Source organism: Poseidonocella sp. HB161398, assembly GCF_005870025.1.
Lineage (GTDB): Bacteria > Pseudomonadota > Alphaproteobacteria > Rhodobacterales > Rhodobacteraceae > Mangrovicoccus.
The window spans coordinates 19,471-33,603 of the sequence record NZ_VATA01000029.1 but is presented as its reverse complement, the minus strand read 5'-3'; the positions used below and the strand labels follow the sequence as shown (position 1 = coordinate 33,603).

The following is a 14,133-nucleotide window of genomic DNA, read 5'->3' as shown; positions in this document are numbered from 1 at the left end:
CGGGACGGCCGGCGTGAGCCCGCGGCCGGATATCCGGCTCGAGGGCGTGACCCGCAGCTTCGGCACCCAGCCGCAGGCGGTGGAGGCCGTGGCCGCGACCGATCTGGTGCTGGCGGGCGGCACGGCGACAGCGCTGGTCGGGCCCTCGGGCTGCGGCAAGTCCACGCTGCTGCGGCTGATTGCCGGGCTCGACCAGCCGAGCGCAGGGCGCATCGCGATCGGCAGCGAGAGCCCGGACGCGCTGCGCCGCCGCGCCGGGCTGGCGATCGCCTTCCAGGATGCCGCGCTGCTGCCCTGGCGGACGGTCCGCGGCAATGTCGCGCTCGGCCGGTCGCTGGCGCGCCGCCCGAAGGACCCGGAGGCCGATGCCGCGCTGATCCGGCTGGTCGGGCTGGCGGGGTTCGAGCGTCACCGCCCGGCGCAGCTTTCGGGCGGCATGCGCCAGCGCGCGGCCATCGCCCGGGCGCTGGCCGGATCGCCGGAGCTGCTCCTGCTCGACGAGCCCTTCGGCGCGCTGGACGAGCTGACCCGCGAGCGGCTGAACACCGAGCTGGCCCCGATCTGGGAGGCGGCGGGCGCCAGCGTGCTGCTTGTCACCCATTCCGTCGCCGAGGCCGTGCGGCTTTCCGACCGCGTGCTGGTGCTGAGCCCGCGCCCGGCCCGCGTCATCGCCGACATCGCCACTCCCCTGCCGCGGCCGCGCGACCCCAGCGTCACCGGCTCGGCGGGGTTCCGCGATCTCTGCGACGAGGTCCGGGCCGCGCTGCGCGCCGCGCCGCCGCCGGACCGGCTGGCCGCCGAATGATCCGCATCGCCGGCGGCGGCGCCCGGATCCTGGCCGTCCTCGTCCTCTGGGAGCTTGCCGCCCGCGCCACTGCCGGGGCCTTCGTCATCGCCGCGCCGAGCCAGATCGCGCTCTATATTGCCGGGCATGCAGGCCTGCTGTGGCGCGCCTTCTGCACCACCGGCGCGGCGGCGGCGCAGGGGTTCCTCTGGGGCAATCTCGCGGGCGTCGCGCTGGCGCTGGCCGCCGTTCTGGTGCCGCGGAGCGAGCGGATGCTGTCGGTTGCGGCGCTGCTGGTCTTCTGCCTGCCGCTGGTGGCGACCGGCCCGGTGCTGCGCATCCTCTACGGGCCCGGTACCGGACCGCAGGTGACGCTGGCGGCGCTGGCGGTCTACTACACGACCTTCCGCCCGGTGCTCGCCGGGCTGCGCGCGATGCCGCAGAGCTGGTCCGACCTGCTGCGCAGCTACGGCCGCGGCGCGCCCGCCATCCTGTGGCATGTCCGCCTGCCCGCCGCGCTGCCCTACCTGGCCGCCGGGCTGCAGATCGCCGCCCCAGCCGCCTTCCTGGGCGCCATGGTGGGAGAGTTCACCGGCGCCGAGCAGGGGCTGGGCGTCCTCACCCTGCGCGCGCTGCGCAGCCTCGACCTGCCCGCGACCTGGAGCATCGCGCTGATCGCCGCGCTGGCCTCGACCGCCGCCTTCCGGGCGATCGGCGCGGCCGGAAAGCGGCTGGACCTGGCGCCGCCCGAGATCCTGCTGGCCGCCCCGGCAGAGCCCGCGCGCCGACGCCGCGCCGCTGCGCTGGCCGAGGCCCTGCTGACCGCCCTGCTCATTCTTGCCGCCTGGGCGGGGTCGATGGCGCTGTTCGGGCTGCCGCGCTTCTTCGCCAAGCGGCCGGGCGATGTCTGGGACTACCTCGTCGCCGGTCCGGGCGCGGCGGAGCACCGCGAGGTGCTCGGCGCCGCGATGGGCCAGACCCTGGCGATGGCCCTGCCCGGCTACCTCGCGGGACTGCTGGCCGGGGCGGGCCTTGCCGCGGCGCTGGCGCTCTGGCCGCGGCTCGCCGCCTGGATCCTGCCCGCCGCGGTGACGCTGCGCGCGGTCCCGATCATCGCCACCGCGCCGCTGATCGTCTGGGCGCTTGGCCGCGGCGCCGCGGGCACGATCGCCGTGGTCGCCGTGATGATCTTCTTCCCCACGCTCGTCGCCTGCCGCCAGGGGCTGGCCCGCGCGCCGCGCGCCGTGCTGGATATCTTCGACAGCTATTCCGCGGGCCCCGTGCGGCGGCTCCTCGGCGCCGAGCTGCCCGCGATGCTGCCCGCCTTCTTCGCCTCGGCGCGGATGGCGGTCCCGGCGGCGATCCTCGCCGTCACCACCGCCGAATGGCTTGCCACCGGGCGCGGCATCGGCGCGCTGATGGCGATGACCGCCTCGACCTCGGATTACCGCATGCTCTGGAGCGCGATCGCCCTGACCGGCATCGCCGCGCTGGCCTGCCATGGCGCCGTCGCCGCGGCAGAGCGCGCCGTCCTGGCCCGCACGGCGCCGGAGCAGCTTGCCCGATGAGACCCTGCGCCTTCGCCATCCCCGGGGACCACCGGCAGAAGACCGGCGGCTTCATATACGAGCGGCGGCTGCTCGAGGAGCTGCAGGCCGCCGGACGCGAGGTCCGCCACCTGCGCCTGCCCGAGGCCGGGCCCGAGCCTTCGGCGCAGGACCTCGACCGCATCGCGCGGAGCCTCGGCGCCCTGCCGGCGGAGAACCCGCTGATCCTCGACGGGCTGGTCTTCGGCGCGCTGCCGACCCCGCTTCTGGCCGGGCTCGCCTGCCCGGTCGTCGCCATGCTGCACCACCCGATGGGTCTGGAGCACGGCCTGCCCGCGCCGCTGGCCCGGCACCTTTTGGCGCAGGAGACCGCCAATCTGGCCCATGCCGCCCATGTCGTGGTGACGAGCCCGCACACCCGCGAGGTCTATCAGCGCCTCGGCGCCGATCCTGCGCGGATCACCGTCGCGCTGCCGGGCCATGACGGGCCGCGCGGGCTGGCGCGGATCGAGGCCGGTCCGCGCATCCTCTCGGTCGGGCTGCTGGCCCGGCGCAAGGGCCATGACGTGCTGATCCGCGCCCTCGCATCCATTGCCGATCTGGACTGGAGCGCGCGGATCGTCGGCAAGACCCACGACCCCGCCATCGCCGGCGCGCTGGCGGAGCTGATCCGCACTCTCGGCCTCGCCGGGCGGGTGGAACTGGCCGGAGAGCTGCCGGATGACGACCTCGAGGCCGCGTACCGCCGCGCCCGGATCTTCGCCCTGGCCACGCGCTACGAGGGCTACGGCATGGCACTGGCCGAGGCGCTCTGCCACGGCCTGCCGATTGTCACTTGCGATACGGGGGCGGTGCCCGGGACGGTCGGGGACGCGGCCCTGCTGGCCCCGCCGGACGATCCCGCCGCCTTCGCCTCGGCCTTGCGCCGTCTCCTGGAGGACACGGCCGGACGCGAGAAGCTGGCCGCGCGCGCCGCCGCCCGGGGCCGCGCCCTGCCCCGCTGGAGCGACACGGCGGCCGTCATGGGCAGGGTGCTAGATGGGCTCTAGCTCGCTTTGGCAGGATGCTGAAAAGTCCCTTTGTCCGAGAAGCATGAGGCGAAACTGGAACAATCGTCCCGAAAGCGGCTGGACTTGCCCTTTTCCGAGGAAACCACCTGACAAGATCCGGAACGAATTCCTCCGCGACGACTCCCTCGACTCCTTTTTCAGCAGCCTGTTGGAGAGGGCCAGTCCGGTCGCGGAGCCAGCAGGGTGCTGAAAAATCAGTTCGGTGGCTGGGGGCGAGGGCAAAGCCGGGGCATAGTCCCCGAAGTTGCCAAATCTTCCCGAGAATAGCGGCTGTCTCGATAGACTTCGGAACGATTTCCGCTACGACATTGCCCCGGACGTCTTCTTCAGCAGCCTTCCAGGGGGCAAGTCCGGGATATTGGTCCCGGGGCCGTATAGGCCCGATCAATTCCGGGGGCCGCCCCGGCCAGCCCCGGAACGCTTTCCTCCACGCCGCCGCCCCGGAGTCCGTCTTCGGCTGCGTGCGAGTCCCGCCCAGGGATGGTCGCGGACGAAAGGCAGGCACTGCGCCACGCTCCTGCGCGCAGATCACGACTGTCCACCGACGCGAGGCTTCCAGATGCAAACGGAGATCTCCGCCCTGCGGCGGCAGAGCCCGCGCGGCGCCTGTCCGGGTCCATGGCGCCGCGCGGGCTCCGGCGCAGGGGGAAGACGCCGCGCGCCTGCCGCCTTGGCCAGCCGGGGCCCCGCCAGTGGCGAGGTCCCGGCCGGGCGGGTCAGTAGCGGATCATCACCGATTTCAGCTCGGTATAGTCGTCGATGAAGGCCGAGCCGAATTCCCGGCCGATGCCCGAGCCCTTGGCGCCGCCGAAGGGCACGGCCGGGTCGACGACCGTGTGCATGTTGACCCAGACCGTCCCGGCCTCGATCTGCGGCACCAGCCGCAGCGCCTTCGACAGGTCATGCGTCCAGACCGAGGCGGTCAGCCCGTAGGGCGTGCCGTTCATGCAGGCGACCATCTCCTCTTCGGTGTCATAGGCCGCCAGCGTTCCGACCGGGCCGAAGACCTCCTCGCGCCAGGAGGCGCTCTCCAGCGATTTCGGCCGGATGATCGTCGGCTTCACGAAATAGCCGGGCCGGTCGAAGGCGGCGCCGCCGGTGACGATCTCGTCGCCCTCGGCGCGCGCCGTCTCGAAGGCCTCGAGGCACTTCTCGAATTGCGGACCCGTCGCCACCGGGCCGAAGGCCGCCGTCTCGTCCATCGGATCGCCCGGCGCGATCTGCTCCAGCCGGTCGCGGACCGCCTCCGACACCGCGTCGATCTGGCTGCGATGGACCAGGAAGCGCTCTGCCGAGGCGCAGATCTGCCCGGTATGCAGGAAGCCCGCCTCGAAGATGCCGTCGACGATCTCGGCGACGGACATGTCGGGCAGGAAGCCCGCCGCGTTCTTGCCGCCAAGCTCCAGCGTGACGGGCTTCAGGTTCGCCGCCATCGCCTCGCGCGCGATGATCTGCCCGGTGCGCACCGAGCCGGTCAGCGACACTTTGGCGATGCGGCTGTCGGGGATGATCTGGTCGCCCAGCCTGCCCGGCCCGTTGACGACATTGAGCACGCCGTCGGGCAGCCCGGCCTCCTTGCCCAGCTCCGCGACGCGCAGCAGCGAAAACGGCGTCGGCGAGGCGGATTTCAGCAGCACCGTGTTGCCGGTCGCCAGCGCCGCGCCGAATTTCCAGACCGGGATCATCACCGGGAAGTTCCAGGGGATGATGCCGAAGACCACGCCCAGCGGCTCGCGCCGGGTCATCGCGGTGTAGCGCTCGCCGCCCATCGAGGGCAGCGAGGGCTGCAGCGTCTCGCCCGCGATCTTGGTCGCCCAGCCCGCGTAGTAGCGCAGGAACTGCGCCGCCCAGCCGACCTCGATCATCCGCGACAGGCCGATCAGCTTGCCTGATTGCAGCGTCTCGAGCTGGGCGATCTCCTCGCCATGCGCCTCGATCAGGTCGGCGAAGCGGAAGAGGATGCGCTCCTTCTGCGCGGGCGGGGTCTCTGCCCAGCTGCCCTTGAAGGCGGCATGCGCCGTGGCGATCGCCTCTTCGACCTCGCCGGGCGCGGCGCGGGCGACGGTGCCGACCAGCGCGCCGGTTGCCGGGTTGCGGATCTCCTCGCGGTCGGTGGCAGAGCCGGGCACGGCGCGGCCATTGATGAAATGGCCCTGGCTGCGGGCGAGGAAGGCCTCGACCGCGGGGAGAAGGGATGCTTTTGCCATGATGACAGGTCCTTGGGTCTTGAGTCGTTCAGGCGGCCGCGGCGTTCGGCAGGCCGCAGATCAGGTCGCTCGCCTTCTCGGCGATGGCGATGGTGGGGGCGTTGGTATTGCCCGAGGGGATATGCGGCATGACCGAGCTGTCGGCGACGCGCAGCCCCGCGATGCCGTGGACGCGCAGCTCGGGATCGACCACCGAGGTCAGGGCATCCCGGCCGATGCGGCAGGTGCCGACCGGATGGTAGACCGTCTTCACGCCCTTGCGCACGAAGGCCTCGAGCCCCGCCAGGTCATCGGCTTCCACCGCGGGCGAGAAGAGATCGGCGACATGCGCCTTCAGCGCGGGCTGGGCGAAGAATTTCAGCGCCAGCTGCGCGGCGCGGATCTGGCCCTGGACGTCGCGCTCGTCCTCCAGGTAGGCGGCGCGGATCCCCGGCATCGCGGCCGGATCGGCCGAGCGGATCTCCACCTCGCCGCGGGATTTCGGCTGCAGGTGCCCGGCCTTGATGGTGATGCCGTGGCGCTGGCCCTGCTGCACGAGGTCCGGGTCGTCCCAGGTGTCGAGGATCGGCAGGAAGTGGAACTGCACGTCCGGCCGCCCCTGGCCGCAGGTATCGGCGAAGGCGAAGGCCTCGAGGATGGGCGAGGTCAGCACGCCCGAGCGCAGCAGGGTCCATTCGAGACCATGGCGCAGCGCCTTCAATCCGCGGTCCTCGCCATAGAGCGAGATCGGCTGCTTGATGGCAGCGTTGATCGACAGGTGCAGGTGGTCGTGGAATTTGCGGCCGACCGGCAGCTCGGCCTTCTGCGCGACGCCCGCGCGCTGCAGCACCGCGCCCGGCCCGACCCCCGACAGCTGCAGCAGCTTGGCCGAGCCGATGGCGCCCGCGGTGACGATCACCTCCTTGCGCGCGGTGACGGTCCGGCGGCCGCCCTTGAGATAGGTGACGCCAGTGGCTCGGCCGTCCTCGATCTCGATCCGCTCGACCATGGCGTCGAGCTCGAGCTTCAGGTTGCGGTCGCTGCGGACCGCCGCAAGATAGCTGCGCGAGGTCGAGGCGCGCTCGCCCCTGTGGGTGGTGGTCTGGTAGAAGCCGACGCCTTCCATCTGGGCGCCGTTATGGTCGACGATGTAGTCGTAGCCGGCCTGCTGGCCCGCCCGCACGAAAGCGTCGCTCAGCGGGTGGCGGTAGCGGTTCTCGCTGACATGCAGCCTGCCCTCGTTGCCGTGGTAGCCGTCGGCCATTGCCTCGTTGTTCTCCGCCTTGCGGAAATAGCGCAGCATCTCGCCGCCGTTCCAGCCGGTGGCGCCGTATTCCTCTTCCCAGGCATCGTAATCGGCCTTGTGCCCGCGGACATAGACCATGCCGTTGATCGAGGAGGAGCCGCCCAGCACCTTGCCCTGCAGCACCGTCATCGGCCGGTTGCCGGTCGGCGCCTCGGGGTCGGACATGTAGGCCCAGGACTTCGTCGGGATCACCTTGGCCATGCCGCCCGGCGCCTTGATGAAGAGGTTGCCGTCACTGCCCCCGGCCTCGAGCAGCAGCACGCTGCCGCGGCCGCGCGAGAGGATGTTGTAGGCGATCACGCAGCCCGCGGAGCCCGCGCCGATGATGATGTAGTCGAATGCGTCCTTGGACATGGGACATCCCTTTCCTGCAATGACGGCGCGGGATCCTGGCAGTTGCGGCTGTATCCCGGCGCATACCGTTGGCGATAATTAAATAGCTTAGCTATCTATTAGCAATGCTATTTATTCACATCGCCCTGTGCAAATTTGCGGGCCCAGCGGGAGATGCGAGGCAACCAACTGACAAATAGACGTTTTTCCGGCGAACTCAGGGATGCCGGCAGGTTTCGCCCGCAGGCAGGGCTTGCCCGCGCGCCAAGGCGGATTTAGATAGGCGACCTATCGAAAAGGAGAACGGCCATGCCCCGCCCGGGAAAGCGGGAGGATCTGGGCCTCCAGCTCATCACGGTCTCGCGGCGCTACCGCAGGATCATGGACGGGGTCTTCGCCGGCCACGGGCTGAGCTATGCCTCCACGCTGCCGCTGCGCTTCCTGGCCCGCCAGGACCGCCCCTACCGCCAGAAGGAGCTGGCCGGGGTGCTCGACATCGAGGGGCCGACGCTGGTGCGCGTGCTCGACACGCTCGTCGCCCAGGGCTTCGTCCGGCGCAGCGAGGACCCGGCCGACCGGCGGGCGAAGCTGGTATCGGTCACCGCGGAGGGCCATGCCTTCCTCGGCCTGCTGGCCGGGCGGCTGGGCGAGCTCCGCGACGAGATATTCGCAGGCGTCCCCGAGGAGGAGATCGACGCCGCGCTCAGGCTCCTGTCGCGGCTCGACGCGAATATGGACCCGCTCGGCCCGCAGGACTGACCCGGCCGGCCGGACAACGCGAAACAGGGAGGCAGCAAGGACACGAAAGGCACGGACGGCAGATGACGGGAACGGATTTCGGGCAGGCCTTCCGGCTTGGCCTGGCGGCCTGGACGGCCTTCGCGGCGGCAACGGCGCTCGGCATCGAGCATGCCTTCTGGGCCGCGATGCCGGTCTGGGTCGTCGCCCAGCCCTGGCGCGGCGTGATCTTCGAGCGGGCGCTCTGGCGTCTGCTCGGCACGGTGATCGGCGGCGCCGCCGGGCTGGCGCTGCTCGCGGTCTCGCCCGCGCCCTGGGCCACGGCGCTCGGCATGGCGCTGCTGCTCGCGGCCGGCGCGGCGCTGATGCATCTGCGCCAGGGCGTGTCGAGCTACCTGCCGCTGATGAGCGCCATCACCGTCGCGGTCGTGGTCCTTCCGGCCATGCTCGACCCCGCGGGCGGGCTGCATCTGGCGCTGGACCGGCTGGCCTGCACGCTGATCGGCGGCATCGCCGTCGCGGTCATCGTCGGGCTCTTCACCCCCCGCGCCGACACGCCCGGCTTCCGCTCCGAGGGCGCCGCGCTGGTCCGGCGCTTCGAGGCGGCAGCCGATCTGCTGCTGGGCAGTGCGGCCACGCCCGAGGCGCGCGACGCGGCGGTGGCGGAGGCGGTCCATGCCGGGGCGGCGCTCGAGGCCAGGGCGCGGCTGGTCGCGGCCGGATCGCGCGACGGCTACCGGCGGATGGCGGCGCTCGATGCCGGCCTCGCGGCCGGGCTGGCGCTCCTCGAGGCGGCCGGCGCGCTGGAGGCCGATCCCGGCGCGCGCGCCGACGCGCAGCGCCTGATGGCGGGCGCGCCGGTGCCACTGCCCGCCTCCGGCCCGCTCGCGCGGCTCGCGGCGGCGCGGGCGGCGCTGGCCCGTGCGGATGCAGAGCTGCAGTCGCTTGCGCCCTCTGGCCGCGCCCTGCCGCGGATCGCGCCGCCGGGCAATCCCGCCATGGCGCTGCGCGCCGCGCTGTTGGCCGGGCTCGCGAGCCTGGCGGGATCGGCTATGCTGATCCTCACCGGCAGCTTTGCCGCCGAGCTGACCGCCTTCTCGATGGCGATCTTCGCGCTGGTTCTGGGCTCGGTGCCGCTGCCGCATGTGCTTGCGCCGAAGCTCGCGGCCGGCGTGCTGCTGGGCGCCGCGGCGGGCACGGCCTACCGGCTGGGCATCCAGCCCCATGCAGACGGCTGGGCGGCGCTGGTCCTGACCATCCTGCCCTTCATCGCGTTCGGGGCGCTGGCCCGCGCGACGCCGCGCAGCGCGCCCTATGCGCTCGATGCCAACATGTGCTTCATGCTGGCCAGCCAGGCCGGTGCCGCGGCCGCCCCGGCGGCGGATGTGCTGGTCGCGGGCCTCTCCATGGCCGCAGGCACCCTTGCGCTCGCCGCCTGCTACATGGCCGTGCCGCGCCCGGGGCGGCACCTGATCGCCCGCACCCGCGGGACACTGGCCCGCGACATCCGCCGCCTGTCGCGCAGTCCCGCCCCGGCGGCGCGGCGCCCCTGGCCCGCGATCTGGGGCCGCCGCCTGGTCACCCTTGCCGTCGAGCTCGACAAGGCCGGAGAGACCCTGCCGCGCGACCTGCTGCGCCTCGCCACCGCGGGGCATGACGCGCTCGACCCGGCGCCCGGCGGTCAGAACCGGTCCGGCCTGTAGGGCGCGGGATCGACCAGCGGCACCGCGCCGGTCATCAGGTCGGCGGCCAGCTGGCCCGCCGCCGGGGCAGTGCCGAAACCGTGCCCGGAGAAGCCGGTCGCGAGCGTCAGCCCGGGGAGCTTCGCAGCCGGGCCGATGACCGGATTGGAGTCCGGGGTGATGTCCATCGTGCCCGCCCAGGCCTCCTCGATCCGCGCCCCGGCGAATGCGGGCCAGGCGGCGGAGAGATTGGCCAGCGCCTCGCGGTTAAGCGCCGGGAGCGTCGGCGGGTCCATCACCCGGACGGTCTCGAAGGGCGAGGGCCGGTCCGTCCGCCAGCGCCGCTTCAGCCGCAGATCGGCCAGGCTCTGGCGGTTGACGGTGATGCGCAGGAGCCCGCGCTGGTCGCGCAGCAGATGCAGGTAGCGCGGGCCGACCAGCAGGTGGTCGAGCACCAGCGGACAGGAGAGCGCGCCGCGCTGGGTGATGACATAGCCGCCATCGACATGCTTGCGGAAGGAGAAATCCGGCCCGCCGACGGCGATCTCCGACGGGCCCTCCATCGGCGCGGTGCGGAAGACCGAGCAGGTCAGAGGCAGCACGGGCAGCGGGATGCCGAGATTGCCGAGGAACCGCCGCGACCAGAGCCCGCCGGCCAGCAGAACCTGGCTGCAAGCGACCTCGCCCCGCTCGGTGATCACGCCGCTGACCCGTCCGGCGGAGGTCTGCAGGCCGCGCACGGCGCAGCCCTCCACGATCCGCGCGCCTTTCGCGATTGCGGCCGCGGCGAGCGCGCTGGCGGCGAGCGCCGGTTCGGCGCGCCCGTCAGAGGGCGTCATCACGCCCCCGGCCCAGCCTCCCGTCCCGCCCGGGACCAGGGCGCCGATCTCCGCGGCGGAGAGCATCCGCGATCCAAGGCCGAGCCCCGCCACCGAGCCGAGCCAGCTTTCCTGCGCCGCGAGCTCGGCGCCGCTGCGGGCGAGGAACATGATCCCGGCCTGGCGGTAGCCGGCATCGCGTCCGGTCCGCGCGGGCAGCCCGGCCCAGAGCCGGTCGGCCGCCAGCGCCAGCGGCACGTCGGCGGGCGCGCGGGAGGTCTTGCGCACCCAGCCGAGATTGCGCGAGCTCTGCTCGCCCGCGATCCGGCCCTTTTCCAGCACGGTGACGGGAATGCCGCGCTCGGCCAGCACCAGCGCGGCCGCCAGCCCGACGATGCCGCCGCCGATCACGACGGTCTCGCTCTGGCCGGGCAGGTCCGGGCTGGTCTTTACGGGGGCGATTTTCGGGGCCATCTCGATGCTCCTCGGCTGCGCTCAGAGGGTGAGGGTCCGGCGGTCCGCCGCGGCCCGAGCGGCACCGCGATAGGCCGTGACCTCGATCTCGACCTTGTAGATCTCCGATCCGAGCGGCGGGCAGGTCACCGTGGCCGCGGGGTCGATGCCGCGGAACTTCTGCCCGACGATGGTCATGACCGTTTCGGTATCGGCCGGGTCCTGGATGAAGATGCGGCTGGCGACGGCATCGCCGAGACAGCTGTCGACCGCGGCCAGCGCGCGTTCGATATTGGCGAAGACCTGATGCGTCTGATCGCCGACGTCCTCGGGGATCTCCTTGGTCTCGGGGTTCCGTCCGGCGGTGTTCGACACGAAGATCCAGTCATCCACTGCGACGATGCGCGAATAGCTGGCGTAGTCCTCGAATTTCGAGCCGGTCTTGATCTTGGTGATTTGCGTCATGGGAGGTCTCTGCTGGGGATGTCTCTGTCGGAGAGGGGGAGGCCCCGGCCTTCGCCGGGGCGGGACGGGTCAGCGCAGGGCCGGTTCGCTCCAGAGGTTGAGCGGCACGCCGATGCCGCGCTCGAGCGCATTGCGGTAGAGGACCGTGCCCCAGGCGACATCCTCGACCGGCATGCCGCCGACCGACATCATGACGATCTCGTCCTCGCTCTGGCGGCCGGGCGCGGCGCCGGCGACGATCGCGCCCAGATCCTCTAGCGCGGAGCGGTCCATCGCTCCGGCGGCGATCATGTCCATGAATTTCACCCCGATCAGCGGGATATGGACATGCGCGGGCTTCGGCACCTCCTCGTACCAGGCCTCGTAGAGCCCGGTATTGTCGAGCACCTTGCGGATCCCGGGCGCCTCCATTCCGGCGTCGAAATTCGTCGCGGCGGGCATGGCAAGGAACGTGCCGGGAGCGACCCAGTCGCGCTTGACCAGCGGGTAGTCCCCGGGCCTGCCGACCTCGGCCGAAGCGCAGTAGGTCACGATGTCGGAGCCGCGCACGACCTGCTCGATATCGTCCACCACCTCGATGGTCGTCACCTGCGGGTAGGTCTGCCGCACCCAGGCGATGAATGCGTCGAGGCTCTTCTGGCCGCGGCCCTTGACCTTCACCGTGTCGATCCCGGGACAGGCGGCGATGAAGGCGGCCAGCGCGGTGCGCGCCATGACGCCCGGGCCGAAGATGCCGACGACGCGCGAGTCCTTCCGCGCTAGGTGCCGCGCGCCGACGCCCGGGACCGCGCCGGTGCGGTAGGCCGAGAGCAGGTTCGCCGACATGTAGGCCAGGGGCGCGCCGGTATCGGCGTCGTTCAGCGTGAACATCAGGATCGAGCGCGGCAGGCCCTTGTCGCGGTTGGCGATGTTCGAGCCGTACCATTTCACCCCGGCGGTGCCGAAGCTGCCGCCCAGATAAGCGGGCATCGCCATGAAGCGGCGGTCGGCGGTGGGTTTCGGCATGGACGGAAACGGCGAGTTCTCGGGGAAGGTCACCATCGCGCCATGGCTGTCGCTGTTCGGGCCGGCCATGCGGTAGTCGCCGTGATGGAGAAGCGCGAACATCTCCTCCATGCAGTCGACGCAGGCGGGCATGTCGGTGACGCCGGCGCGGATCATGTCCTCTTCGGAGAGGTAGAGGAAGTCGATCTTCGGCAGGGCGGAGCGGGTCTGCAGGTCTTTCATCTGCTTGGTCCTTCTGGGTCGGAATGTCGGGAAGAGGGTCAGTCGAGGCCGCGGCCGAGCCCGGCATAGAGCGCCGGATCGCGGCGCCGGATCGCCAGCGCGGCGAGCCCGCCGGCCAGGCCGGTGGCAATCACGAGGAGCGGGAAGGCCAGGACGATGGCGCTGTCGCTACCGGTGAGCATCGAGATATTGGCGCCCACCAGCGCGAAGGCGGCAGCCAGCCCGGCCGTTGCCAGCGCCGGGGCGGCGAGCACCACGAGGGGCGAGCGGCCGCGGCGGTCCCGGAGGAAGAATCGGATGACCGAGGCCGAGACGAGGATCTGCGTGGCGAGGATCGCCAGCACCGCCAGCCCGGCCATCCAGGAGAAGACCACCGTGTAGGGATCGGCGCGCCCGAGGGCGAAGGTGGCCAGGATCGCCGCCACCAGCCCGGCCTGGACCAGCCCCGCGACATGCGGCGAGCCGTGCGCGGGATGGACATGCGCCATCTTCCGCCACAGCAGGCTCTCGGCCGCCAGCGTGTAGAAGTAGCGGTTCAGCGTGTTGTGGAAGGACAGCAGGCAGGCGAAGAGGCTAGTCAGCAGCAGGAGGTTCATCACCTGCACCGACCACGGGCCCAGAAGCTCGGCCGCCGCGTCGAAATAGAAGCCCTCGAGCGATGCCCCGGCCGCCGCGCGGACGCCCGAGGGGCCGTAATGCTGCGAGATCGCCCAGGTCGAGAGCGCGTAGAAGCCGGTGATCAGCAGCACCGCGACATAGGTCGCGCGCGGGATGGTGCGTTCGGGGCGGTGGGCTTCCTCGGCGAAGATCGCGGTGGCCTCGAAGCCGACATAGGCGCCGAGCACGAAGACCATCGAGACGCCGAGCCCGGGGGCGAAGACCTCCGAGGGGCGGAAGCCCGCCAGGCTCATCCCCTCGGGGCCGCCGCCATTGAGAATGATCGCGCCGTCGAGCAGCAGCAGGATCGCCAGCTCGGCCAGCATGCAGGCGCCGAGGATGCGGCCGGAGATCGCGATGTTGCGCCGCCCGAAGAAGACCACCGCCGCCAGCACCGCCAGCGCCCAGCCCCACCAGGGCAGGTCGAGCCCCAGGGGCGCCATCGTCGCCGACATGAAGACGGCGAAGAGCGCGTAGATGCCGATCTGGATGGCGAAATAGGCCATGAGCGCCATCACCGCCCCGGCGATCCCGGCGGCGCCGCCGAAGCCGCGCGAGATGTAGCTGAAGAACCCGCCCGCGCCGGTGACATGGGGCGTCATCGCCGTGTAGCCGACGGAGAAGAGCAGGTAGAGCGCGCCTGCCAGCACGAAGGCGCCCGGAACGCCCGCGTCATTGCCGAAGGCGAAGGCCGGGGGCGTGGCCCCCACCACCGCGGTCATCGGCGCCGCGGCGGCCACCACGAAGAAGACGATATGGGCAAGGCCTATGGAATTGCCCTGGAGTCGGCTCTCGCCGGTCATGTCGGTCATGTTCTGTTGTCCCTGTTGCACGTTTGCCGTGAATGGGACTCGGTTAGCGCCAGGG

At 71.7% G+C, this 14,133-nt stretch carries 11 protein-coding genes; 5 read left to right on the top strand and 6 right to left on the bottom strand.

Annotation, left to right across the window (positions count from 1 at the left end; all coding sequences use genetic code 11):
* The first annotated feature begins 13 nt into the window (after positions 1–13).
* The 3 genes from FGX59_RS20930 to FGX59_RS20920 are packed head-to-tail and all read left to right on the top strand — an operon-like array spanning position 14 to position 3,380.
* The gene (locus FGX59_RS20930; RefSeq protein ID WP_138469074.1) at positions 14–805 is read left to right on the top strand and encodes an ABC transporter ATP-binding protein; all 792 of its coding nucleotides are present in this window, start codon (positions 14–16) and stop codon (positions 803–805) included.
* Complete coding sequence (locus FGX59_RS20925; protein ID WP_138469073.1) at positions 802–2,352, top strand: ABC transporter permease; 1,551 nt, start codon at positions 802–804, stop codon at positions 2,350–2,352. Before FGX59_RS20930 ends, FGX59_RS20925 begins: the two co-directional genes overlap by 4 nt.
* Positions 2,349–3,380 carry a glycosyltransferase family 4 protein gene (locus FGX59_RS20920; RefSeq protein WP_138469072.1) on the top strand — a complete coding sequence of 344 codons (1,032 nt, stop codon included), beginning with the start codon at positions 2,349–2,351 and terminating at the stop codon, positions 3,378–3,380. The genes FGX59_RS20925 and FGX59_RS20920 overlap by 4 nt, the downstream gene beginning before the upstream one ends.
* A 737-nt stretch (positions 3,381–4,117) precedes the next feature.
* Here FGX59_RS20920 and FGX59_RS20915 read toward each other — a convergent pair.
* Both FGX59_RS20915 and FGX59_RS20910 read right to left on the bottom strand, forming a co-directional pair.
* Positions 4,118–5,608: an aldehyde dehydrogenase family protein gene (locus FGX59_RS20915; protein WP_138469071.1), complete on the bottom strand. Its 1,491-nt coding sequence runs from the start codon at positions 5,606–5,608 to the stop codon at positions 4,118–4,120.
* Positions 5,609–5,636: 28 nt separating this feature from the next.
* Entirely contained in the window at positions 5,637–7,247 is a 1,611-nt protein-coding gene (locus FGX59_RS20910; RefSeq protein WP_138469070.1) for a GMC family oxidoreductase, read from the bottom strand.
* Positions 7,248–7,535: 288 nt separating this feature from the next.
* On the opposite strand from FGX59_RS20910, the gene FGX59_RS20905 reads away from it, so the two are divergent.
* On the top strand, positions 7,536–7,985 hold the full coding sequence (locus FGX59_RS20905) for a MarR family winged helix-turn-helix transcriptional regulator (RefSeq protein WP_138469069.1): 450 nt from the start codon (positions 7,536–7,538) through the stop codon (positions 7,983–7,985).
* A 62-nt stretch (positions 7,986–8,047) separates the two neighbouring features.
* Positions 8,048–9,667, top strand: coding sequence for an FUSC family protein (locus tag FGX59_RS20900; RefSeq protein ID WP_138469068.1), 1,620 nt, complete (start codon positions 8,048–8,050; stop codon positions 9,665–9,667).
* On the opposite strand, the gene FGX59_RS20895 is transcribed toward FGX59_RS20900, so the two are convergent.
* The 4 genes from FGX59_RS20895 to FGX59_RS20880 form a co-directional block, all read right to left on the bottom strand.
* Positions 9,646–10,938 (bottom strand): FAD-binding oxidoreductase, encoded by a 1,293-nt coding sequence (locus tag FGX59_RS20895; protein ID WP_138469067.1) that lies wholly within the window; start codon positions 10,936–10,938, stop codon positions 9,646–9,648. The genes FGX59_RS20900 and FGX59_RS20895 overlap by 22 nt on opposite strands.
* Positions 10,939–10,959: 21 nt before the next feature.
* Positions 10,960–11,382: a RidA family protein gene (locus FGX59_RS20890; protein WP_138469066.1), complete on the bottom strand. Its 423-nt coding sequence runs from the start codon at positions 11,380–11,382 to the stop codon at positions 10,960–10,962.
* 69 nt (positions 11,383–11,451) lie between these two features.
* Entirely contained in the window at positions 11,452–12,609 is a 1,158-nt protein-coding gene (locus FGX59_RS20885) for a tyramine oxidase subunit B (RefSeq protein WP_138469065.1), read from the bottom strand.
* Positions 12,610–12,647: 38 nt separating this feature from the next.
* Complete coding sequence (locus FGX59_RS20880; protein WP_138469064.1) at positions 12,648–14,078, bottom strand: APC family permease; 1,431 nt, start codon at positions 14,076–14,078, stop codon at positions 12,648–12,650.
* Positions 14,079–14,133: the final 55 nt, after the last annotated feature.